This is a genomic window from Chitinophaga sp. 05T412 (assembly GCF_056396465.1).
Window position 1 is genome coordinate 354,442 of record NZ_JBFTLN010000005.1, and the last position, 22,736, is coordinate 377,177.

Annotated in this window: 17 protein-coding genes; 6 read left to right on the forward strand and 11 right to left on the reverse strand. The window is 44.9% G+C overall.

Annotated elements, in window-relative coordinates:
* Positions 1-2 precede the first annotated feature (2 nt).
* The 6 genes from AC1DFM_RS13990 to AC1DFM_RS14015 form a co-directional block, all read right to left on the reverse strand.
* Positions 3-2,411, reverse strand: a complete 2,409-nt coding sequence (locus tag AC1DFM_RS13990) for an ABC transporter permease (protein WP_477077353.1) — start codon at positions 2,409-2,411, stop codon at positions 3-5.
* Positions 2,412-2,517: 106 nt separating this feature from the next.
* Positions 2,518-4,908 carry an ABC transporter permease gene (locus tag AC1DFM_RS13995; protein WP_477077354.1) on the reverse strand — a complete coding sequence of 797 codons (2,391 nt, stop codon included), beginning with the start codon at positions 4,906-4,908 and terminating at the stop codon, positions 2,518-2,520.
* Positions 4,909-4,919: 11 nt separating this feature from the next.
* Positions 4,920-7,277 carry an ABC transporter permease gene (locus AC1DFM_RS14000; RefSeq protein WP_477077355.1) on the reverse strand — a complete coding sequence of 786 codons (2,358 nt, stop codon included), beginning with the start codon at positions 7,275-7,277 and terminating at the stop codon, positions 4,920-4,922.
* A 2-nt stretch (positions 7,278-7,279) separates the two neighbouring features.
* Positions 7,280-9,688: an ABC transporter permease gene (locus tag AC1DFM_RS14005; protein ID WP_477077356.1), complete on the reverse strand. Its 2,409-nt coding sequence runs from the start codon at positions 9,686-9,688 to the stop codon at positions 7,280-7,282.
* 31 nt (positions 9,689-9,719) lie between these two features.
* The gene (locus AC1DFM_RS14010; protein WP_331966589.1) at positions 9,720-10,409 is read right to left on the reverse strand and encodes an ABC transporter ATP-binding protein; all 690 of its coding nucleotides are present in this window, start codon (positions 10,407-10,409) and stop codon (positions 9,720-9,722) included.
* A 49-nt stretch (positions 10,410-10,458) separates the two neighbouring features.
* Entirely contained in the window at positions 10,459-11,706 is a 1,248-nt protein-coding gene (locus AC1DFM_RS14015) for an efflux RND transporter periplasmic adaptor subunit (protein WP_477077357.1), read from the reverse strand.
* 217 nt (positions 11,707-11,923) lie between these two features.
* On the opposite strand from AC1DFM_RS14015, the gene AC1DFM_RS14020 reads away from it, so the two are divergent.
* From AC1DFM_RS14020 to AC1DFM_RS14040, 5 genes are all read left to right on the forward strand, one after another.
* Positions 11,924-13,273: a sigma-54-dependent transcriptional regulator gene (locus tag AC1DFM_RS14020; RefSeq protein ID WP_477077358.1), complete on the forward strand. Its 1,350-nt coding sequence runs from the start codon at positions 11,924-11,926 to the stop codon at positions 13,271-13,273.
* Between the two features lie 151 nt (positions 13,274-13,424).
* The gene (locus tag AC1DFM_RS14025) at positions 13,425-14,765 is read left to right on the forward strand and encodes a sensor histidine kinase (protein ID WP_477077359.1); all 1,341 of its coding nucleotides are present in this window, start codon (positions 13,425-13,427) and stop codon (positions 14,763-14,765) included.
* Positions 14,766-14,802: 37 nt separating this feature from the next.
* On the forward strand, positions 14,803-15,495 hold the full coding sequence (locus AC1DFM_RS14030) for a lysoplasmalogenase (protein ID WP_477077360.1): 693 nt from the start codon (positions 14,803-14,805) through the stop codon (positions 15,493-15,495).
* Between the two features lie 33 nt (positions 15,496-15,528).
* Positions 15,529-17,127, forward strand: coding sequence for an L-aspartate oxidase (nadB, locus tag AC1DFM_RS14035; RefSeq protein ID WP_477077361.1), 1,599 nt, complete (start codon positions 15,529-15,531; stop codon positions 17,125-17,127).
* 53 nt (positions 17,128-17,180) lie between these two features.
* The gene (locus AC1DFM_RS14040) at positions 17,181-18,059 is read left to right on the forward strand and encodes a lysophospholipid acyltransferase family protein (protein ID WP_477077362.1); all 879 of its coding nucleotides are present in this window, start codon (positions 17,181-17,183) and stop codon (positions 18,057-18,059) included.
* 50 nt (positions 18,060-18,109) lie between these two features.
* Here the strand turns inward: AC1DFM_RS14040 and AC1DFM_RS14045 are convergent, their stop codons facing one another.
* The 5 genes from AC1DFM_RS14045 to AC1DFM_RS14065 form a co-directional block, all read right to left on the reverse strand.
* Entirely contained in the window at positions 18,110-18,595 is a 486-nt protein-coding gene (locus AC1DFM_RS14045) for a BON domain-containing protein (protein WP_477077363.1), read from the reverse strand.
* Between the two features lie 155 nt (positions 18,596-18,750).
* Positions 18,751-20,154, reverse strand: a complete 1,404-nt coding sequence (locus tag AC1DFM_RS14050) for an MBL fold metallo-hydrolase (RefSeq protein WP_477077364.1) — start codon at positions 20,152-20,154, stop codon at positions 18,751-18,753.
* 132 nt (positions 20,155-20,286) lie between these two features.
* Positions 20,287-20,646: an ArsR/SmtB family transcription factor gene (locus tag AC1DFM_RS14055; protein WP_012788619.1), complete on the reverse strand. Its 360-nt coding sequence runs from the start codon at positions 20,644-20,646 to the stop codon at positions 20,287-20,289.
* A gap of 213 nt (positions 20,647-20,859) precedes the next feature.
* Positions 20,860-21,537, reverse strand: a complete 678-nt coding sequence (tsaB, locus tag AC1DFM_RS14060) for a tRNA (adenosine(37)-N6)-threonylcarbamoyltransferase complex dimerization subunit type 1 TsaB (protein WP_477077365.1) — start codon at positions 21,535-21,537, stop codon at positions 20,860-20,862.
* An 8-nt stretch (positions 21,538-21,545) separates the two neighbouring features.
* Positions 21,546-22,211, reverse strand: coding sequence for a 3-hydroxyacyl-CoA dehydrogenase family protein (locus AC1DFM_RS14065; protein WP_477077366.1), 666 nt, complete (start codon positions 22,209-22,211; stop codon positions 21,546-21,548).
* 98 nt (positions 22,212-22,309) lie between these two features.
* On the opposite strand from AC1DFM_RS14065, the gene AC1DFM_RS14070 reads away from it, so the two are divergent.
* On the forward strand, positions 22,310-22,693 hold the full coding sequence (locus AC1DFM_RS14070; protein ID WP_477077367.1) for a RidA family protein: 384 nt from the start codon (positions 22,310-22,312) through the stop codon (positions 22,691-22,693).
* Positions 22,694-22,736: the final 43 nt, after the last annotated feature.

Below are 22,736 nucleotides of genomic sequence, written 5' to 3' on the forward strand. Positions count from 1 at the left end.
ACTTAATCTCTTTTTAAACTATTTATAGGGTTAACGAGCGCAGCTTTCACCGATTGCAAACTTACTGTTACAAAAGCAATGACTACTGCTAAAAGTCCGGTTATTACAAATACCCACCAGTGTATGACTACATGAAATTCAAAATTCTGAAGCCATCGATGCATGAAATACCAGGCCGCCGGTGTAGCTATTACAATAGCCACTAATACMAGGCGGAGAAAATCTTTCGATAACAATAACACCAGTCCACCAATAGAAGCACCCAATACCTTACGTATCCCCACTTCCTTTTCCCGGTGCGCTGTTACTAACACCGCAATAGCAAATAATCCCATGGTAGAAATAATGACAGCGAGAATGGCACCTGTTAAGAATATCTTTGAAAAACGCTTCTCCTGTACGTATAGTCGTTGCGTGTTTTCATCCAGGAAAGAGGCATCATTTTCCGCCAGTGGATTCAGCCCTTTCCATACCGTAGCAATGCGCTGCAGCGTGGCAATAGGTGTTTTGGTTTCTACTTTTACGAAGATATAGTATAGGGCAGATGGCTCCTTCATGGTCATCACCAATGGTTCAATTTTTTTTCGAAGCGATTCATAATTATAATCTTTCACCACACCAATCACGTGTACAGGGCCGTCATCGCCCATTTTAAATACGGTGCCTACGGGATCGGCTACACCCAGTTGTTTAGCCATGCTTTCATTGATCACTATTGCGGAACTATCTGTACCGTAGTTCCGGGAAAAATCCCGGCCCGCCACCAGTTTCAGATCCAGGGTGGAAGCATAGTCATAATCCACTACCAGGCATTGGGTGGTGATATGTCCATCCTTATAGCTAAATCCGCGCGTCCAGCTGCCGGATGAGCCATCTTTTCCGAGGCCAAGGTTGAGCATACTGCCAGTTACCCGCTTTACTTCCGGAACTTCGGCGAGGCGGTTGCGCATGGCTTCAATCGCCGATGGTGGTGCATTATCCAATGGTATACTGATCACCTGTGTGGCATTGTAGCCCAGTGGCGCCATTTGTATGAAACGAAGTTGTTGCCAGATAATAAAGGTGCAGCTGATCAACACCACGGCAACTATAAACTGTACGATAATCAGCCCATTGCGTACACCACTGCTTTTGCTCAATTTCAACTTTCCCTTCAATACCTGTACAATATTCAGCCGGGCTACCTTCCATGCCGGGTAACCACCCGCCAGTAAGGTGATCACAAAAAACACGGATACTCCCACTACTATTACTTTTACATTACGTAGTATACCCAATGCTACATTATGACCGAAGGCCTGGTTGTAATACGGTAAGAGTAATACCATCAGGAAAGCGGCGAGGAAAAGCGCACAACAGCATAAGAGAAAGGCTTCTGCCCAAAACTGTATTAACAACTGCCGATCCTGCGCTCCCAGTGATTTCCGCAGCCCTATTTCACCACTACGGCCAAAAGACCGGGCGATAGAGAGATTGATAAAATTAATACAGGCAATACTGGTAATCAGTGTAGCTAAAATGAGCATCAACCAGGGGTAAAATTTATTCAGGCCGCTGTTATACTGGCCTTCCGGGTCGAGATGAAAATCTTTCAATGGTAAGGTTTTCAGCCAAAACAGGTTTTTACCTTTGTCGGCAKGACCTGCTACCTTTTCGAGGTCTTCTATTTTTCCTTTATAGTATTTCTTCAACAGCGGAACGGCACTTCTCTCGAAAGCAACAGGACTAACGCCTGGCTCTAATTGTATAAACAATGGAAAATTAGATGCATTCCATTCGTTCTTTGTTTTGGCATACTCCGGCATATTCTCCAAACGAATCAACAGCTGAAAAGTCAGGGTGGAATTATCCGGAATATCCGCTGCAACAGCACTTACCACAAAAGGCTGCCATTTGCCTCCCAGGTTCACTTCTATCGTTTTGCCTACTGGCTCTTCGTCTTTAAACAGGCTGATCGCAGACTTATTTGTTAGTACCACCTGGTTCAACTGTTGCAGCGCCACCTGCTGATTCCCTTTCATCAGTGGGAACGTGAACATTTGCAGAAAATCTTTATCTACCATCTGGGTGCCCAGGTAGTACTGGTTGGTCCCATATCTTACGGGTAAATGATCGTCTGCAATGAAGGTTGTATACTTTACACCGGGTATTTCCTTTTTAATAGCATCTGCCAGTGGTTGCGCCATGCTGGAGCCTGTTTTTATGCGGGCACCCACGTTCTCTTTCCCTAGCAACTGATAGATGTCTTTTCCGTTTTCATGAAAGTTATCGTATGTCCATTCCCGATAGGCAGTGAGCGATAACAGCAACGCCGCACACAAGGCGGTGCTCATTCCGATAATATTCACTACCGCAAACACTTTTTGCTTCTGCAAATTTCTCCAGGCAATTTTTAAGTAACTTCTAAACATAGTGATATATATTAAAAGCGAAAAAAGAAGCAGGGCGTGTAGACACACACTCTGATTTGCTGTTCACTTGTTATTCATTTTTTAATATGTTGATATAATATCATCGTTAATCGTTTTTCAGGTTGTCAACGGGATTCACGTCAATCGCTTTCCATGTTTGTGAAAGAATAGTTACCATGGCTAATGACAACAAAAACAACACACTTCCCAACATCGGAATAATACCGATGCTCACCCTGTAAGCAAATATTTGCAGGAAGAACATACTGCCCAGATAACCGAATGGCAACGCTATACAGCTGGCAATGATGATCAGACGTATGTAGTTTTTGGACAACAGGTACAGTAACCCTGTAGACCCAGCGCCCAATACTTTCCGGATGCTGATTTCCTTTCTGCGGGTAAACGACGTATAAGCCACTATGCCCAGCAGCCCCAGCGCTGCAATCATGGTAGAAATAAATACCAGGAATCCCAGCATGGAAATAACTTCCCCACCGCTGCGACTCAGCAATTGTTCATCCATCCATTCGGAAGAAAATATTTCACCAGGATGCAATTCCATCCAAACCTTCTTCACCGCGGCAATTTGCTGGTCTTTATCTCCGTTAGTCATGGCCAGTTGCAACTGCCTGAACTCACCAGTTTTATAACGAATCGCCATTGGGCGAATGTTTACTTCTATAGGTTGATAGTTGAAATCCTGCACTACGCCTACGATATTCAGTGCAGATGAATCAGATGCCAGCCATAATGTTTTACCAATCGCATCGGCGGGCGTTTTAATCCCCATTACACTCAGCGCCCTTTCATTCACGATTACATACTGTTCCTTCTCTGTAGATGCCGCCGCAGGGAAGGTGCTACCTGCCACTAATTTAAGATGCATGACCTTGACGAAGTCCGCATCTCCCGCATAATATCCAAACTCTATCGGATCTTTACCCTCACCAGGTTTGATCGTACAAAAGCTGGCATCACGCGGCATGCCTAAAGTACCAGAACTGGCCGTTACTGCTGATACCCCGTTCAGTGACATCATGCGTCCTTTCATCAACTGAAAATCCACATCTGCCAATGGCACATTCAATACATCCTTACGGTAGAAGCCCATATCTTTTACCGCTTTGAAGCTAAATTGCCGGTATACGGTAACGAGGAAAATAATGGCTGTCAGGGAAAGGGCAAACTGAATCACAATCAGCGTTTTTCTCAGGCCCAGTCCACCAAATAGTTTTATATCGATCAGATTTTTCAGCACTTTTGCCGGCTGGAAAGAAGATAATGCCCAGGCAGGAATAGCGCCTGCCACAATGCCGGTGATCACGCTAAACAGCAGGAACATGGCCAGTATTTTGGGCTCAAACAGGTTAGTATCCGGTATAGGCAATGCATCGAAATGCGTTGATCTGGCTACCAGCAACAGTATCATTGCCATGATCAACGAAAGTATACACATAAATACTGACTCTGTAATAAACTGCATAAATACCTGCCAACGCTGTGCCCCGTTGACTTTACGCACACCTACTTCTTTGGCCCGTTGCATGGAGCGGACAATAGATAAATTAGTATAGTTAAAGCAGGCACAAATCAGCAAGCCCAGGGCTACGCCAACTTCCACCAGGATCTTTGTCCACGGCGGGGTACCAGAAATATCATTATATAATTCCTGCGACGGCGTAATTTTACTCAACGCCTGTGACTCAAAACTGATACGGCTTCCTCCTTTTGAGGGCAAATCATCATAACGGTGAGCAATGTCATTCAAAGCCGCCTCAAACGCAGCCCTGCCTTCACCCGGCCGCATCACTACATACGTATAGGAATCCTGGTTCAGGTCCCAGTTCTGGATTCTGGGCGGTAAGGCCCCACTTTGCTCCAACGCTGGTACAGACGACATAGCAGCAAAAGCCTCATAACTGATATGCGTTTCAGATGGAGCCGGCACCAACACGCCAGTTACCACAAAGCTCCCCAGCCGGTCAAATTCTATTACTTTACCCATGGGGTCCACGGTACCAAAAAATCGTTTAGCCGTTCCATCTGTTAATACAATACTATTGGGCGCTGTTAAGGCTGTTTTCGGATTTCCTGCTGCCAGTTTAAATCCAAACACATTGAAGAAGGAAGGCGTAGTAAAGGCGCCTCTTACATTTATCTTCTTCTTATTAATTTTTCCTTCACCAGACAACGCACCATAAAGGTTTACTTCCTCTTTAATGGCTGCATAGTTGCTTTTCAACATCTCTCCCAGTGGAACAGGTGTGCTGGCCAGGTGATACTTCCGTCCATCAGCCGTTTGCACTTTCAATGTAGCTCTATAGGTATGTGCAATATCCGGATGAAAATTATCATAGGTAAAACTGGTGCGTGTAGAAATCAGCACTATCAGGCACACCGCCATACTTACCGCCAGCCCGGCAATATTGATAAAGGTAAATAACCTTTGCCGGTGCAGATTTCTGATAGTGATAACGATATAACGTTTAAACATATACGCAGTATTTATTCTGATTTTAAAGATTGTACCGGGTTTGCCAACGCCGCTTTAATGGATTGAAAACTTACCGTAGTAAGCGCAATGATCATCGCCAATGCGCCAGCCATTATAAAAATCCAGACAGATAAATTCACGTGATAAACAAAACCCGACAGCCAGTTATGCATCAGGTACCAGCTCAATGGTGTAGCTACCAATATGCCCAACAATACGAGTAGCAGAAACTCGCGGGAAAGCAACGTAGTTACGTTGAGCACCGATGCGCCTAGTATCTTCCGGATACCAATTTCTTTCTTCCGTTGTTCTGCTGTGAAAACAGACAAGCCAAATAAGCCCAGACAGGAAATCAATACCGCTACAATGGCGAATACCTCCGCTAGCTTTTTAAGCATCGTTTCTGATCTGTACATATTATCAAAAGTTTCATCCAGGAAATGATATTCCAATGGATATTCCGGATTTAACTTTCTGAAAACGTTTTCCACAGCTGCTATTTCGGTAGCCACATCCCCCTTGGCCAGGCGCAGCAACATATAGTTGTTATCGCTGCGTTGGAGCATCATCACCATCGGGTTAATATTTTCGCGCATGGAGGCAAAATGAAAGTCTTTCACTACCCCTATGATCTTTGCTTTCCCCCTCCAGAACTCAATCTCCTTCCCTACCGGATTCGTCATACCCATTACACGGGCGGCTGTTTCATTGATCATATACACATTGGTGTCTGAGGCGAAGTCGGGCGAAAACTCACGTCCTTCCTTCAATGTCATGCCCAATGTTTTTAAATAATCATATCCAATTGTTAGTGGCGCTGTGTTAACGACCAGTTGATCCGGCTTACCTTCCCAGGAAAGATCGGCGCTGGAGCCACCAACAGACAATGGAATAAAATTGGAATAGGTAAAAGATTTCACTTGTGGTAACTGCGCCAACGACTGTTCCATGGCTGTTTGATTTGCCAGAAAACCTTTATCCAGCACCGTATACATCACATTTTCCCGATCTACCCCAAGATTACGGTGATAGATATATTTCATCTGACTATAGATCACTACACTTCCTACAATGAACACAAAAGAGAGGACAAACTGTATTACCACCAGGTTTTTGCGCAGCAGGGAAGCTCCACCGCTGCTACTCAAATCGCCTTTCAGCACCTTTACCGGCAGAAAACGGGATAATACAAACGCCGGGTAACTGCCTGCCAGCACGCCTGTTACCAAAGTAACCAGCAGCAAACMAAGCATATATTTGCCAATCAATGGTATAGTGAAAATAATATGCTTACCCGTAAAATTATTGAAAAACGGCATCAGTAACCACACCACAGTGCCTGCTAAAACAGCTGCTATAGCTGCCATCAGCATGGCTTCACCGGTAAACTGCAACATCAGGGAAGAGCGGGTAGCACCTAAGGATTTACGAACGCCTACTTCCCGCGCACGCCTGGAAGCCTGTGCAGTAGAAAGGTTCATGAAGTTGATGCATGCAATAGCGAGTACAATCAGCGCGGTGATAAAAAACAACCGAACATACTCTATCCTTCCACCGGCTATTTTCCCATTTTCATACTTTCCATACAGATAAGTGTCTTCAAAAGGTTGCAACCATAATTCATTCTTCTGTGTAGGGTTCAGCCGCTGATAGTTCTGTTGTATTTTGGCGGTCAGCTGTTTTATATCTGTACCAGGGCGGATCACCATGTAGTTGAATATACTATAACTACCGGGTCTCAGCAGCCAGGGATCGTCTTTTATGCTTACGGCAATAGGAATAATAAAATTAAATGAGAGAGAAGAATTAGCCGGTGGCTGCTTCACCACACCAGTTACCTGCAGGGTGTTTCCATTATCCAGCTTTATAATTTGTCCGACTGGATCACTATCGCCATAATATTTTTTAGCCAATGCTTCTGTTAATACAATGGAATTGGGCTGTGTAAGGGCAGTACGTTTATCGCCTGCTACCAGTGGAAAATCCATTTCCTGAAGGAAGTTAGGAGATACATATATCACGCTCTTTTCCATGGATGATTTCCCATTCGTCTTGAATAGCATCACATCCTCAAGGGCACGCACCTGTACATTGGCGGTGATTTCGGGAAAGCTTCTTTTCACTTCGTCTCCCAATACCACAGGAGTAACGCTCATGGTGCGCAAGCCGCCCCAGTCGGCATTCACATGGAGCCGGTAAATATTAGCGCCGTTAGCATGAAATTTATCTACGCTGTATTCGTCTGCCACCCAGCAGAGAATAAACAGGCATACCGCCATACCAAAAGCGAGGCCGGCAATGTTCAGCGCAGCAAAGAAGCGGCTTCTTTGCAGATTCCTCCAGGCAATGCGAAAATAATTTTTAATCATGTCTATTCTGATCTAAGTGACTTAACCGGGTTCATTAATGCCGATCTTACAGACTGCAGACCGATGGTACACAACGCAATTAATACCACCAACACCGCAGTGAGTGCAAACACCCACCATTCTATGTGTATTCTGAATGCAAAATGCTGCAACCAGCGCTCCATACCATACCAGGCTATTGGTGAAGCAATGCAGATACCTATCAAAACCAGTTTGAGGAAGTCTTTGGATAACAACAAGGATATACTGGATACAGAAGCTCCCAATACTTTCCTGATGCCTATTTCTTTTGTACGCTGCCGGGAAATGAGCATCGACAGCCCCAGCAAGCCTATACAGGCAATAAAAATAGCCAGTCCGGAGAAGATACCGAACAGCTTACCAAGCGTGCGCTCTGCCACATATTGGGCCCTGATATCGCTTTCTACAAACGTATAATTAAAAGGGGTATCGGGTATGATGCTATTCCATGCTGCTTCTACGCGCTTTAGCATCGCTTTTTGATCACCGGCAGCTAAACGTAACATAAGTACCGCTGCCGCATCCTGATTCACCATATAGATCACAGGCATGGTGGGTTGCTGTAATGATTGCAGATTAAAATCTTCCATCACTCCTACAATGGTACCATGCCGGCTCATATATCCGGGACGCCATTCAATACGCTTGCCCACAGCACTATCTTTATATCCTAGTTGTCTGGCTGCTGTTTGATTAATAATGAAAGCATCCGAAGAATCCGTTGATAACGCTGGGTTAAAGTCGCGACCAGCCACCAGCTTAATACCAGTCGTTTTCAGCAGGTCAAAATCCGATTGGATAATGCCCGCTACAAATCCATCTTTATCTTCTCCTCCTTCGCGTACAATGGGGTTGTTGTTGAATACACCACTTCCCATTAAAAAATTGTGCATTGTAACTTGTTCTACACCGGACAGGTTTTGGAAAGACGCTTTCAACAAGGCTGTTTTGGCGCTACCATCTATGCCCGACAAGTACACATTCACCAGATGTTCTTTATCAAAACCCAGGTTCTTTTTCTGCCAATAGCGTAATTGTGAAAACACCACTACCGTAGAAATAATCAATACGACCGCTACTGCAAACTGTGCTACTACCAAACCACGACGAACCAACACCCGGGTACCTGATGCAATAAAGTTTCCTTTCAATACCCGCACAGGAATCAATCCGGACAGGTATAATGCAGGATAACTGCCCGCAATCAATCCTACTATCACTACCAGGAACAAACCACCCGCATACAACGGCAATCTGTCCGTCGCAAACAGCGATAACTCTTTCCCGGTAATAGCATTAAAGGAAGGCATCAGCGCCATTGCAAATACAAATGCCAACACAAATGAGAGGATACTAATCACCAGCGATTCTGTCAGGAACTGCAGAATCAGGCTTTTTCTTTCTGCACCCAACACTTTACGTAACCCTACCTCCTTCGCTCTTTCATGTGCACGTGCAGTGGTGAGATTCATGAAGTTGATACAGGCTATCAGGATCAGGAAGGCTGCAATGGCAATATACATCCAGATCATAGCGGAATTATTAACACCTTTATCTCCCTGGGGGTATAGATGTACATTTCTGTTTGGCTGTAACTCCAGCGCAAATGTTATATTATGCCGCTTTAGTATCCCTCCTATATGGGTGGTAACAAAAGACTGTAATTCTTTAGTAAGCTTAGCAGGATCAGTATGATCAGCCAGTCGTACATAAGTCACATTGTTCGCAAACATGAACCATTGTTCTTCCAGCTTATTGTCTGCCTTGAGGGATTGCTGAATCATGGTAGAAAAAGACATGATCATACTTAAAGGCAGATCTGTATTAGCAGGCAGATCTTTTGCAATACCTGTTACAGTGCAGCTAAAACCGTTACCTACTTTTATCAGTTTACCGATAGCGGATTCATTGCCAAAATATTTCCTGGCGGTACTTTCGGTTAGTACAATAGAATAAGGGTCTTTTAATACGGTGGCGGGATTTCCTTCCAGTAGTGGAAAGCTGAAAAATTGAAAGAAGGATTGATCCGCAAAGGCAGCATTTTCTTCCCAAATTTTCTTTTCACCAGCAGTAAAAAGTGTTTTACCTGGTCCCCAGATACGCACGGCGTCAGTAATGCGGCTAATTTCCTTCTTCAGGTTTGGCGCCAGGGCAATCTGTGTACTGGCGTCGTACGCTGTTGCCCCATCCGGTGTGCGGGTAGTGGTAGTAATACGATAAATATTATCCGCGTTGCGGTGGAATCTGTCAAAACTCAATTCATCACTTACATACAACACAATCAGGATACTGCAGGCCATGCCCACTGCCAGTCCGGCCACATTAATGACCGTAATCAATTTATGCCGCTGCAGATGACGGATAGCAATCTTGAAATAATTCCGAAGCATAACGATGTGGTTTTAGAATGGCGGAAAAAAATCACACATGGAATTGCTCCTTGATATTCTCGGTTACTACCCGTCCATCGAACAGATTGACGATACGGTGAGCAAAACCAGCATCATATGGCGAGTGCGTTACCATGATCAGGGTAGTACCTGCATTGTTCAGCTCCTGCAATAATTTCATTACTTCTTCTCCATTGGTAGAATCCAGGTTACCGGTAGGCTCATCCGCTAATATCAGGTTAGGCTTCGCTACTACCGCACGGGCAATAGCCACCCTTTGCTGCTGACCACCAGATAATTGCTGCGGGAAGTGATTCCGGCGGTGCATGATATTCATGCGCTCCAACACTTCTTCTACTTTTACTTTTCTTTCAGCAGCCGGTACTTTCAGGTACAACAGTGGCAATTCTACGTTTTCGAAAACTGTCAGCTCATCGATGAGGTTAAAACTTTGGAATACAAATCCGATAGAGCCTTTACGAAGCTGCGCTCTTTGTCTTTCACTCATACGCGCTACTTCCTTATCCCAGAAGTGGTATTCTCCATCACTTGGATTATCAAGCAGCCCTAAAATGTTCAACAAGGTAGACTTGCCACAACCAGAGGGCCCCATGATCGCCACAAATTCACCATCCTGCACTTCCATGTTAATACCGTTGAGAGCAGTGGTTTCCACCTCTTCTGTTGTAAACAGCTTCTGTAAGTTAACGGTGCGTATCATAAGTGTTTATAATTTTTAATGCTAGTTTATATAAAAAAATGGATGATTACTAAAAGGATAAAACATCTTTATTACCGAAGTTTTCATAGGAAGAAGTAATGACCTGATCTCCCGGCTGTAAGCCTTCCAGTACTTCAAAATATAAAGGATTTTTACGGCCCAGCGAAATGTTGCGTTTTACAGCACGGTTACCGCTTTTATCCACCACATATACCCAGTTACCACCAGTATCAGAGAAAAATCCACCTAGTGGCAAAAGGATCGCTTCAGCGGACTTACCCAGCACCAGGCGGATAGGAGAGGATTGTCCACGACGGATGCCTTCCGGCGTATTCTTCTCAAAGGTCATGTCGGCCTGAAAACGGCCGCTTTTTACTTCCGGATACACTTTAGTTACCACCATATCGTAAGTTTTACCGTCAAATTCGAAGGAAGCTCTTAAGCCGGCAAAAACCTGGGAAACGTAATGTTCATCAATATCTGCACGTAATTTAAATCCATTCAGATCATCGATCTGGCCAATATTTTGTCCGGCGGTAATGCTGGAACCTACTTCCACATCTATAGACGAGAGTTGTCCGGAAACCGGGGCCCGTACAATGAGACTATTCAGGTTTTCCCGCATCAACTCCAGGTTATGCTGGGTGCGGGCCAGCGTTCCTTCCAGCTGTGTAATTTGTGTTTTGGCGTTTTCCTGTTGGTAACGCTGGGATTGTAGCTGGATGTCTTTCTGGCGCAGCAGCCCTTCCAGTTCAAATTTGTTCTTATTGAAATCCTGGCGGGCCACTATCTTTTCTTCTACCAGCTGCTTATTGCGATCGTACAGGTCTTGTGCGGCCTCAATTTTAGCATCTATATCAGAAATGTTCTGTTGCATGGCAAAGTCCTGCTGGCGGATATTCAGGCGCGTGTTCTGCAATTCGTTGCGTAACCGGTAAATCTCTGTTTCGTGATTCACGAAGTCCATCATCATATGTTGGTTATCCAACCGGAGAATGGAGTCACCCGCTTTTACCATGCTACCTCCTTCCAGGTATTTACGGCTTACATAACCACCTTCAATAGCATCCAGGCGAATTGTTTTCAGGGGCATTACAACAGCAGTAACGGCAATGTATACATCGAAGGTACCTTTCTTAACGGCAGAAATAGTAATCTTATCTTTTTCTACATTAAGGGTAGCGCGGTGGTCCGCAAAGATCAGGGTGTATAGCAGCAACATCACTACTGCTGCGCCACCACCTATCATCATGATGCGTTTCTTATTCCAAAACTTCTTTTCTATTTTTCTATCCATGTGTATTAGCGAAAAGTTTGCTGTCGGTAGAAAGTCAATCCACATGCCAAAGCACAAAACGCCTTACCAGCGTTGATTTCATTGAATTTATGGCTAAAAAAACGTCCTTTGCCGGACATGGGGTGTCCGATTCTGGACACTTTTAAAAGTTCCTGAATTTAGCTGTGGGATTGAAAGAATCTTTGTTTAATATTGTTGCCTATTCACCCTTTCGCATATGACTAACATGCAACCCGCCAAGATTTTAATTGTTGATGATGATGTGGACGTTTTACGTGCAGCACGCCTGTTATTAAAACGCCATTTTGAACAAGTTGATTTTGAGAAGAATCCACAAAAAATCCCTTACCTCGTATCCAACTTTGATTACGACGTAATCCTGCTGGACATGAACTTTACCCGGGACCTCAGTAGCGGGAAAGAAGGATTTGAGTGGCTGGATCGTATCCTCGATATTAAGCCGGAAACAGCGGTCGTATTGTTCACAGCTTATGGTGATGTGGAAATGGCCGTAAGAGCCATCAAAGCAGGTGCGGTAGACTTTGTACTCAAACCCTGGGAAAATGAAAAGCTGCTCGCAACCATTCAAACAGCGTATAACAAACGAGCCGCTCAACAAGATAAACCACCCGCTGCTGTTCACCATCCCGGCAACCAGGTTATTGGTCAAAGCCCCGGTATGCAGTCGGTGTTTGATACCGTATCACGGGTAGCCGCTACGGATGCCAATATCCTGATCCTCGGCGAAAACGGTACTGGTAAAGATATGCTGGCGCGACAAATACATGCACAATCGAATCGTAGCACCAAACCTTTCGTGAGCGTAGACCTCGGCGCCATCAGTGAAACCCTCTTCGAAAGCGAACTGTTTGGTCACGTCAAAGGCGCCTTCACCGATGCCCGCGAAGATCGCGCTGGCCGCTTTGAAGAAGCCAATGGCGGTACCATCTTCCTGGATGAAATAGGAAATATTTCCATCCCATTCCAGGCCAAACTACTCACCGTACTGCAAAACAGATCGGTGACCAAAGTAGGCTCCAATAAAAGCATTCCTATTGATGTGCGACTCATTTGCGCCACCAACAGAAATATTCAGCACATGGCCGCGCAACACCTGTTCAGACAGGATTTGCTCTATCGTATCAACACCATCGAAATACAACTGCCTCCTCTGCGCGACCGGGTAGAAGATATCATTCCTCTCGCCGAACATTTTATGCAACTGTACCGAGATAAATACAAACGCCCAGTAAGCAGCATGCATGAATCATTAATCACGCAACTGCAACGGTACGACTGGCCCGGCAACATCCGCGAGCTGCAACATGCCATTGAAAGAGCCGTGATCCTCTCTCAGGGAAAAACATTGCAGCCTAAAGATGTATTTGTAAAAAATAACAATAGCTCCGATCAGGCTATGGACACCGGTTACAACCTGGAAGAAATGGAACGCAATATCATTTCCCAGGCCATGAAAAAATGTAACGGTAACATCACCGAAGCAGCGAAAGAGCTGGGACTCAGTAGAGCCGCACTTTACAGAAGATTGGAAAAATATAATATTTAGCATAAAGGGGAAAGGAGAAAGCAAAAAGCTATTGAAGCGAATGATAAAAGCGAATACGTCGCATATACATTGACTCGCTCCTGTGACTCGCTCCTGTGACTCGCTTCAATAGCTTTTTGCTTTCTGCCTTTTACTTTCAGCTCTTTTAATCATGAATCGCTTCAGCATCAATATCGGTCTGCGGGTACTCCTGCTGGCAATTACACTCACAGCCGCCATCTGGCTGTACATGCATAGCATGCAGCCATTGGCATTCCTGCTATCGCCACTGATATTATTGCAGCTGTACGGCATTTATTATTACCTGAATCGCATCAACCGCAAACTCACCTTATTCCTGGAATCCATCCGGTATGAGGACTTCTCCATCCGCTTCAGTGCAGATAATAAACTGGGGAAAAGTTTCAGTATGCTGAATCACCAGTTTAACGAAGTACTGGAGGCCTTCCGGCAAACCAGGGCGGAGAAAGAAGCCAATCTGAAATATATAGACACCATTGTACAACACATCAGCATTGGTGTATTATCATTTGATACCGAAGGAAAAATAGAACTGATCAACCCCGCAGCTTTCCGTCTCATGGGCATTTACCGGTTGCGTAATCTCCATGAGCTGAAAACCGTACACCCCGGTCTGACAGAGCTATTGATGGAATTGCCCTCCGGCAATAAAACGTTGTATGCTACACGACAGGAGCAACAACTCTCTATACATGCCGCCACCGTGCGCTTACAGGGACGACTGATCAAACTCATCTCCATACAGAACATCCACTCCGAACTACAGAAAAAAGAGCTGGAAGCATGGCAGAACCTGACTAAAATTCTGCGCCATGAAATCATGAATTCTGTTACCCCCATTGTATCACTGATTGGTACCATGCAGGAAATTGTGGACCTGGACATTGCACCCGGTGCACAGCACCAGGAAGGCATCTCCGACTTACGCGAAGCATTACAGACGGTAGAAAGCCGCAGCAAAGGCATTATGAACTTTGTGAACGCTTACCGCGATTATACCACCCTCCCACAACCACAATTTACCAGCGTAAATGTTAAAACACTGGTAACCTCTGTCAGCAGCCTTTTCCAGGCAGATATGAAACAGGCAGGCATCCGGTTTATCGTAGAAATAGATGCCGAGAATATGGAAATTCATGCCGATGTATCGCAACTGCAAATGGTGTTGATTAACCTCGTGAAAAATGCGATGGATGCACTGGAACAAACACCCGACGCTACTATTCAACTCAAACTATACCTGAACAACATTCAACAGATATCCATTGAAGTGACCGACAACGGTCCTGGCATTGATGCAGAGGCCATGAATAAAATATTCATTCCTTTCTTTACCACTAAAAAGAAAGGGTCTGGCATTGGGTTGAGCTTATCGCAACAAATTATACAAATGCACGGCGGACAACTGAAGGTGATGAGCCCGGGTATTAACGGGAACGGTACAACGTTTTATATCTTGCTGAATACTTAAAAATTATTACTACTTTAGGACGACAACCATTTTCCTTATGAAACGTCCTGTAATCCTTATCATATACTTCCTGGCATTATTGGCCGATATATTATGCATTGCGCTTAATAAGGACAGCTACCGGTATGTCACCAAGCCCTTGCTGATGGTGCTGTTGGCCGTATATGTACTGGTTACCGACACCAAAATGCCACGCAGCTTCCGCACTTTCCTGTTGCTGGCCATATTTTTTTCCTTTCTGGGAGATGACCTCCTTTTATTCGAACGGTTCTTTCTGCCTGGGTTAGGGAGTTTCCTGCTGGCGCATGTCATGTACATCATTTTCTTCCTGAAAATAAGATATAGTAATCCGCCGGTTCCTCTCTGTAAGTATCCCTATATATTTCTCAATGCGGCTGTCATTATCCTGTTCATCTTATTTTTAACCCCTTACCTGGGTAGTTTATTCGTTCCCGTGGTGATATATTCCCTGGCGCTCTCTATTACAGTACAAAGCGTGTTACATGCTTTCCATTTCGGGCGGCAGCCGGAGGCCTGGTATTGTATGATCGGCGCCGTATTATTCCTGATCTCTGATTCCATGATCGCCATAGGCAAATTCTACCATCCTTTTCCTGCCAACGGCATCCTGGTAATGCTTACCTACGGTATAGCACAATGGGGGCTGATATATGGCAGCATTTTATACTTCCGTAAACGGGCCGCCTACCTCTCCCAACGGAAATCATAATTTTTAATCCGTAATGATTATTTTTGTTGAACTATGCAGCAAACAGATTTTCTTGTCATCGGTTCAGGAATTGCAGGGCTCACCTATGCGCTCAAGGTATCACAACAATACCCGGATAAAAAGATTACGATCATTACCAAAAGCAGGGAAGATGAAACCAATACCAAATACGCCCAGGGCGGTGTGGCAGTGGTAAACGACCTGGAAAATGATAGCTTCGAAAAGCATATTGAAGATACCCTCATCGCCGGCGACGGTCTCTGTAATGAGCAGATAGTAAAAATAGTAGTTACCGAAGGACCGGAAAGAGTCAACGAAATCATTGAATGGGGCGCTAACTTCGATAAAAATCCTGATGGCGATTTTTCGCTGGGCCGTGAAGGTGGCCACTCCGTATTCAGGGTAATTCATCACAAAGACATTACCGGCAAAGAAATAGAACGCGCGCTGCTGGATGCGATCCATCGCCGCGCCAATATAGAACTGATCACACATTGCTTCGTAGTAGACCTCATCACCCAGCACCATTTGGGTTACCTGGTCACCAAGTCCACCCCCGATATTGAATGCTTCGGCGTATATGTGCTGAATCTGGCTACCAACAAAATAGAAAAAATACTTTCCAAAATAACGCTGCTGGCCACTGGCGGCAACGGACAGGTATACCGGAGCACTACCAATCCCGTTATCGCTACCGGCGATGGCGTTGCCATGGTATATCGCGCCAAAGGACGGATTGAGAACATGGAGTTCATCCAGTTTCACCCTACCGCCCTGTACCAACCCGGCGTAAACCCTTCATTCCTGATCACCGAAGCAGTGAGAGGTGATGGCGGTATTCTTCGCAACATTCATGGCGAAGACTTCATGCATAAATACGATCCGCGTCTGTCGCTTGCGCCACGCGATATTGTAGCCCGCGCTATAGATAGCGAAATGAAAATCACCGGTACCGAGTATGTATACCTCGACTGCCGTCATATGGATCAGGAGAAATTTATTCATCATTTCCCCAACATCTATGAAACCTGTAAAGCCATTGGTATAGATGTAGCCACACAAATGATTCCGGTAGCGCCGGCAGCGCATTATAGCTGCGGTGGTATCAAAACCAATGAGTGGGGCCTTACCTCTATCCGTAACTTATATGCCTGCGGCGAATGCGCCAGCACCGGCCTCCATGGCGCCAATCGCCTGGCCTCCAACTCCCTGCTGGAAGCCATGGTATTTGCGCATCGTTGCTTTATGGATGCTACCAGCAGAATAGATCTGCTGGAATTTAAAGAAAATGTACCCGACTGGGTGGCCACTGGCACTACTGCTCCCAAAGAAATGATCCTGATCACGCAAAGCCTGAAAGAGCTGAAACAAATCATGAGTGATTATGTAGGGATTGTAAGAACAGATGTGCGTTTGCAACGTGCACTGCGCCGGCTGGATATCTTACACGAAGAAACCGAAGCACTCTACGAACAAACCACCGTATCACCACAGCTGTGTGAACTACGCAACCTGATTACGGCAGGCTACCTGATTGTAAAAGGAGCTGCGTTCCGCAAAGAAAGCCGGGGACTTCATTTCAATACGGATTATCCATTTAAGTCTGAGCTGATACAAAACATTGTATTGTAAGCTAAACGGCCGTCTTTCATTACCTTTGCGTTGGATTTACAACAAACAGGAATATGTATTATCTGCTGCTTGCTTTTTGCTATAGCCTTTCCATATTGCCATTTCCGGTGTTATACTTTATCAGCGACGGGCTATACGTGCTGGTATATCATATCATTGGATATCGCAGAAAGGTGGTGATGGAGAATCTGACACAAGCCTTTCCGGATAAGTCGAAAGAAGAAATCACCCTCATTGCTAAAAAATACTACCGCAACCTCACAGACATGATGGTGGAAACCATCAAACTGCTTACGATGAGTAAAGCGCAGCTGCAAAAGCGCTTCCGCTGTGATCTAACGGTATTGCATGAATTGTATGCACAGGGGAAAAGCTGTCAGCTGCACCTGGGGCATAATTTCAACTGGGAATGGGCCAACCTGTTTTGCATGCAGGGCGTAGCTTATCCTTTCCTCGTGGTATATATGCCGCTCACCAGCAAGCCGGCTGACCGTATGTTTCGTCACTTCCGGGAAAAATTTGGTACCATTCTCATTCCTGCCAATGACATGGGCAACAGCATGAAAGCATGGGCCAATAAGCAGTACCTGATTGCACTGGTGGCCGATCAAAATCCGGGAAATCCCCGTAGCTGCTACTGGTATCCTTTTCTCAACAAAATGACACCCTTTTACAAAGGCCCTGAAATGGGCGCTAAACGCAGCGATATTCCGGTAGTATTTGTGGATATCCGTAAAGAAAAAAGAGGGTATTATAACGCCACTTTAAAGCTGGCATTCGAACATCCGCAGCAGGAGCCAGATGGCAACATCACCGAAACCTTCGTACACTACCTGGAGCAAAATATTTATGAGCAGCCGGAAGTATGGGTATGGAGTCACCGCCGCTGGAAGCATACCTACCAGGGGCAAAAAAATGGGAAGAGTATTTAGGGAAATGCCAACGCACGGCGGCTTCTCCTGCATCATAGGTTGCGCGGAGGCTACTTACCTTTTACCTGGTTAACGACTTTCTTTGCGCCGGATTGCTGCGCCAGCTGTACTACTTTCCGCAGTTGTTTCTTTTTAACAGTGCCATCCAACGTTACTTCGCCGTTAGCAATACTTACGATGATATCACTAAAGCCATTAGCGGCATAAGTAGAGTCCAGTGCTTTCTTTAGTATTTCATCAGGACTAACAACTGCTATTGTGGGCTGTTCTGGTGGCAACGGCGCTTTTACGGTGATATTATCCTGAACAGACTTCACTCCTTTTACACCTTTTAGCGCATCTTCCGCAGCAGATTTTACAACATCATCACTTACTTCTCCACTGAGAATCACCACCCCGTTTTTCACATCTGCGGTGATGCCGGGTACCAGGCTTAATTTTTCATTTACTTCTGCTTTGAGGGTAGCATCAGATGGCTGGCAGCCCAACATCAACAATAAACCAATAGATACTATAGAGGTTATTCTGGTAGTCATGGCCAAACAATTTTGTAGGAAGAAGTTAACGAATACGGGGGGAATGACCAAAAAACAGCTACCAGCAGTTAACTTCTGGCTATTAGCAAAATGCCGCAAAGACCATATGATATGATCTTCGCGGCATTTTGCCAATAGCCTGAAAGCTGGCTGTATTAGTTCAATACTGTCTTTTCTTGTACTACCTGTAATCCTTTCTGGTCTTTCATTTTAGCGAAACCACCATCTACATTACGCAGGTTGTGAATACCTTCTCTTTTCATAATAGAGCAGGCAATAATGCTGCGGTAACCGCCCTGGCAGTGTACGTAGATGTTATAGTTTTCTTCCATATCGCCCAGTTTACCTGGGTCCATCATATCGCCCAAAGACAGGTTGATAGCGTCTTTGATGTGACCATCAGCGTATTCAATAGGTTTGCGTACGTCAACAATCACCAAGTGAGGATCATGTGGGATATCCATGGCCAGTTCATCAGCTTCTACGGTGATGATCATGTCTTTGGCTTCGCCGGCAGCTTCCCATGCAGGGTAGCCTCCATTCAGATAGCCGACCACGTTATCAAATCCTACACGTGCCATTCTTACTACTGTTTCTTCTTCTTTGCCCACTGGTGTTACCAAAATGATGTCCTGATCAAAAGGCAACAGACTACCGGCCCATTCTGCAAAGCGTCCTTCCAGACCAATGCTGATAGCGCCCGGAACGAAACCGTTGCCAAATTCAGTAGCCGGACGGGTATCCAGGATCAATGCTCCTGCTTTCCCTTTGGCTTTAAAGTCAGCCGGAGAAAGCGGTTGCATAGCCTTTTCCATCACGGCTTTCAGGGCATCGTAGCCTTCTTTGTTTATTTTGGCATTAATCGGGAAGTAAGATGGTGGTGTAGATAAACCACTGGTTACTTCCTCGATGAATTTGTCTTTTTCTGTAGCCAGCAGTGCGTAGTTAGTGGCTTTTTCATCACCGATGGTGCTGAAGGTATTTGGACCCAGATTTTTGCCGCAGGCAGATCCAGGGCCATGTGCCGGGTAAACAATCACCTGGTCAGGCAGTGTTTTGATTTTGTTGTTGAGGGAGTCAAACAGGTATCCTGCCAGCTCTTCTTTGGTTAAGTCACCGCTGAAAAGATCCGGGCGACCAACATCACCAACGAATAATGTATCTCCGGTAAATACCGCATATGGTAATCCCTTCTCATCATTCAGCAGGTAGCAAGACGATTCTACAGTATGGCCAGGGGTGTGCAATACTTTCATAGTTACTGCGCCGATCTGGAATACTTCGTTGTCTTTTGCTACATACGTCTCAAAGTTGGTGATAGCGTCCGGGCCGTAAACGATGCTGGCGCCGGTTACTGCAGCGAGTTCGAGGTGTCCTGAAACAAAATCCGCGTGGAAATGCGTTTCAAAAATGTATTTAATGGTTGCGTTCTGTTCTTTTGCCAGATCAAGATAAACGTCTATATCACGTAATGGATCTATCACTACTGCCACTCCTTCAGATGCTATGAAGTAAGCCGCTTCCGACAAACAGTTGGTGTACAATTGCTTTACGTACATGGTTTTTGATTTTTACAAATTTACAACTTCTGGTGAGCTGTAGCTATGGATAAAATCTATACCAAAATAAAAAAGTAGCCGTTATGGCTACTTTCTTATATAATTTCTTCCGTAATATACGGTTCAATACTTTTAACCAACAAGTTCTTCTACAAACTTTGCTACTTCAGCAATACGTTGCTTGTTGATGGTGTAATGAATAAATTTACCATCTCGTTCTGTAATTACAATGCCTGCGCGCCTTAAAATGGCGAGATGTTGCGATGCTACCGATTGTTCCAGACGCAATTTCACATAAATCTCTGTCACAGTCATTTTCTTGTGATCCTCCAACAGCTTAATCATCTGTTGGCGCAGCTTATGGTTGATAGCACGTAAAACCATAGCAGCCTTCTTGACGGCAATGTAATCCAATTTGATCTGGTCTTTTTCATTGGTACCTCTAGAAATAATAAGAGTATTAGAAGAGGTAGTTAATAATGTTTTTTCCATCGCATAATAGTTTTAAAAAAATGATGAAATGAAAGGGATCAACGGACAGTACTCGCAAATAGTTAGACAACAAATGCGGTAATCGATTTACACAAAAATATAATATCTGTCACAATAAAAAAAATTTCCATACCTTATTTTATCATATATAACCGGTGGATACTTGCAAATTAGATGTAATTTGACAGTTCCATGACAAAAACAGGATATGCATCAGGGTTTTTGTGGAGAATAGAACGGCTTGAGGTAAAATGGACTGAAATAAGCCAGATCAACGAACAGCTTTTTATCGAATGCCTGCGCTGAAAGTGGTGCCATATGCGCTGCACTTATAACATATTCTGCAAAAATAGCATTTTTAGGTGAAGATAACATCAGTTGCCATTTAGGACTACCATCACCAAAGAAGTAAATTTTCTTTTCTGCCAGCTGCGCCTCCAGGGAAGAAGGCTCCAGAATCATGGCCTGTGGCGGCATTATCTCCTGCAAACGGGCATCATACAGGCCCATAAACACTTCCTGTCTGCGTGCATCCAGCATTGGACAGTACCACGCATTTTCATCATTCACAGTGGATACCAACCCTTGCGCCATCATCTGCAGTGTGGAAATAGCTAGCAGCGGCTTTTGCCAGGCATAGCACAAACCCTTTGCTGTAGCCACTCCTACCCTTAACCCGGTATAGGAACCCGGCCCTGCGCTCACTGCAATAGCATCCAGCTCCTGATGCGAAATGCCCTGCTCTTTCAATATCTGCTGCACAAACAACGTCATGGTGGCCGCATGATCGGATTGCTTTTCATTCACCAACGTTTGCATCACTTGCCCATCGCGGGAAAGGCTCACTGAGCCGGTAGTTGTTGCGGTATCTATATTCAGTATTAATGCCATGTCATAAATTAAATTGCTTCGTAGGCGGTTTGCAATGAGGCGGCTACTTCGTAACGGTCATCTCCGGTGGCATCGTGTACGGCCTTTAATACCTCATATACATGCAAAATGCCTATTCGTTCACTCCATTCAAAAGGACCATACGGATAATTGGTACCTAAACGCATAGAGGTATCAATATCTTCGGGAGAAGCGGTTCCTTCCTCTGCGGTCAGGTAAGCTTCATTGATAATCATGCACACTACCCGGGGAGTAACCATGCCCACCACATCCGCTACCAGCGCATATTCCCAGCCGAGCTTGTACATCACCTGGTCCAATGTTTCCTTTTGTCCTTCATCCATCACCGTTACTTCCATTACCGGTACATTCACAAAGCCCGGTAAAAAATTACAACCCATGATATTAAATCCCTGCTCAAACGCAAACTGGTTCATGATGCCGGACAGGGAGGTTTTCACCATTCCCGCCAACACCGGTATCCCCGGATTCTTTGCATATACCAGGGCATGGTCCGGCCGATCATCGAAAATAAGATCCAGCACTACATCAAAAACTTTGAGCGACAAAACCTCTTCCAGGCTTGTTTTCCATTGTATGTCGTGATGCGTGCCCAATCCCTTTTGCTGCAATTCTTCGTACCGTTGCGCATCTGCTATTACCAGGATATTCATGCGTTAAATTTCGGCAAACCTAATAAAGAATCATTAATTATAACACATCCGGCCTCGTAAGGATGGTGCGTTCTCAATTATTATTTACTTTCGTTTACATGGAAAAGCAAATCATTAATACTACTAATGCGCCCGCTCCTATTGGGCCTTATAACCAGTCTGTGAAAGCTGGCAATACCCTCTACGTATCCGGTCAGATAGCCCTGGACCCCGCTTCCGGCGAATTGATTAAATCCGGTATTGTAGATGAAACACACCAGGTAATGAAAAACCTGCAGGCCATTTTGCAGGAAGCTGGTATGAGCTTTCAGCAGGTAGTGAAAACCACTATCTTTTTAACAGATATGAAAACATTCCCTCAGGTGAATGAAGTATATGGTAGCTATTTTACCAGCGATTTCCCCGCCAGAGAAACCGTTCAGGTAGCGGCGTTGCCTAAAGGCGTAGATGTGGAGATTTCTGTGATTGCCGTAGGCGCCTGATTAAGGAGCAGAAAGCAAAAAGCAGAAAGCAAAAAGCTATTGT

Bases quoted from the DNA above. Each gene is read 5' to 3' on its own strand.
- AC1DFM_RS14050 (WP_477077364.1), bottom strand. From the start codon at position 20,154: ATGTACGTAAAGCAATTGTACACCAACTGTTTGTCGGAAGCGGCTTAC.
- AC1DFM_RS14010 (WP_331966589.1), bottom strand. From the start codon at position 10,409: ATGATACGCACCGTTAACTTACAGAAGCTGTTTACAACAGAAGAGGTG.
- AC1DFM_RS14015 (WP_477077357.1), bottom strand. From the start codon at position 11,706: ATGGATAGAAAAATAGAAAAGAAGTTTTGGAATAAGAAACGCATCATG.
- AC1DFM_RS14045 (WP_477077363.1), bottom strand. From the start codon at position 18,595: ATGACTACCAGAATAACCTCTATAGTATCTATTGGTTTATTGTTGATG.
- tsaB (WP_477077365.1), bottom strand. From the start codon at position 21,537: ATGGCATTAATACTGAATATAGATACCGCAACAACTACCGGCTCAGTG.
- AC1DFM_RS13995 (WP_477077354.1), bottom strand. From the start codon at position 4,908: ATGTTTAAACGTTATATCGTTATCACTATCAGAAATCTGCACCGGCAA.
- AC1DFM_RS14030 (WP_477077360.1), top strand. From the start codon at position 14,803: ATGAAACGTCCTGTAATCCTTATCATATACTTCCTGGCATTATTGGCC.
- nadB (WP_477077361.1), top strand. From the start codon at position 15,529: ATGCAGCAAACAGATTTTCTTGTCATCGGTTCAGGAATTGCAGGGCTC.
- AC1DFM_RS14020 (WP_477077358.1), top strand. From the start codon at position 11,924: ATGACTAACATGCAACCCGCCAAGATTTTAATTGTTGATGATGATGTG.
- AC1DFM_RS14065 (WP_477077366.1), bottom strand. From the start codon at position 22,211: ATGAATATCCTGGTAATAGCAGATGCGCAACGGTACGAAGAATTGCAG.
- AC1DFM_RS14005 (WP_477077356.1), bottom strand. From the start codon at position 9,688: ATGCTTCGGAATTATTTCAAGATTGCTATCCGTCATCTGCAGCGGCAT.
- AC1DFM_RS14070 (WP_477077367.1), top strand. From the start codon at position 22,310: ATGGAAAAGCAAATCATTAATACTACTAATGCGCCCGCTCCTATTGGG.
- AC1DFM_RS14025 (WP_477077359.1), top strand. From the start codon at position 13,425: ATGAATCGCTTCAGCATCAATATCGGTCTGCGGGTACTCCTGCTGGCA.
- AC1DFM_RS14055 (WP_012788619.1), bottom strand. From the start codon at position 20,646: ATGGAAAAAACATTATTAACTACCTCTTCTAATACTCTTATTATTTCT.
- AC1DFM_RS14040 (WP_477077362.1), top strand. From the start codon at position 17,181: ATGTATTATCTGCTGCTTGCTTTTTGCTATAGCCTTTCCATATTGCCA.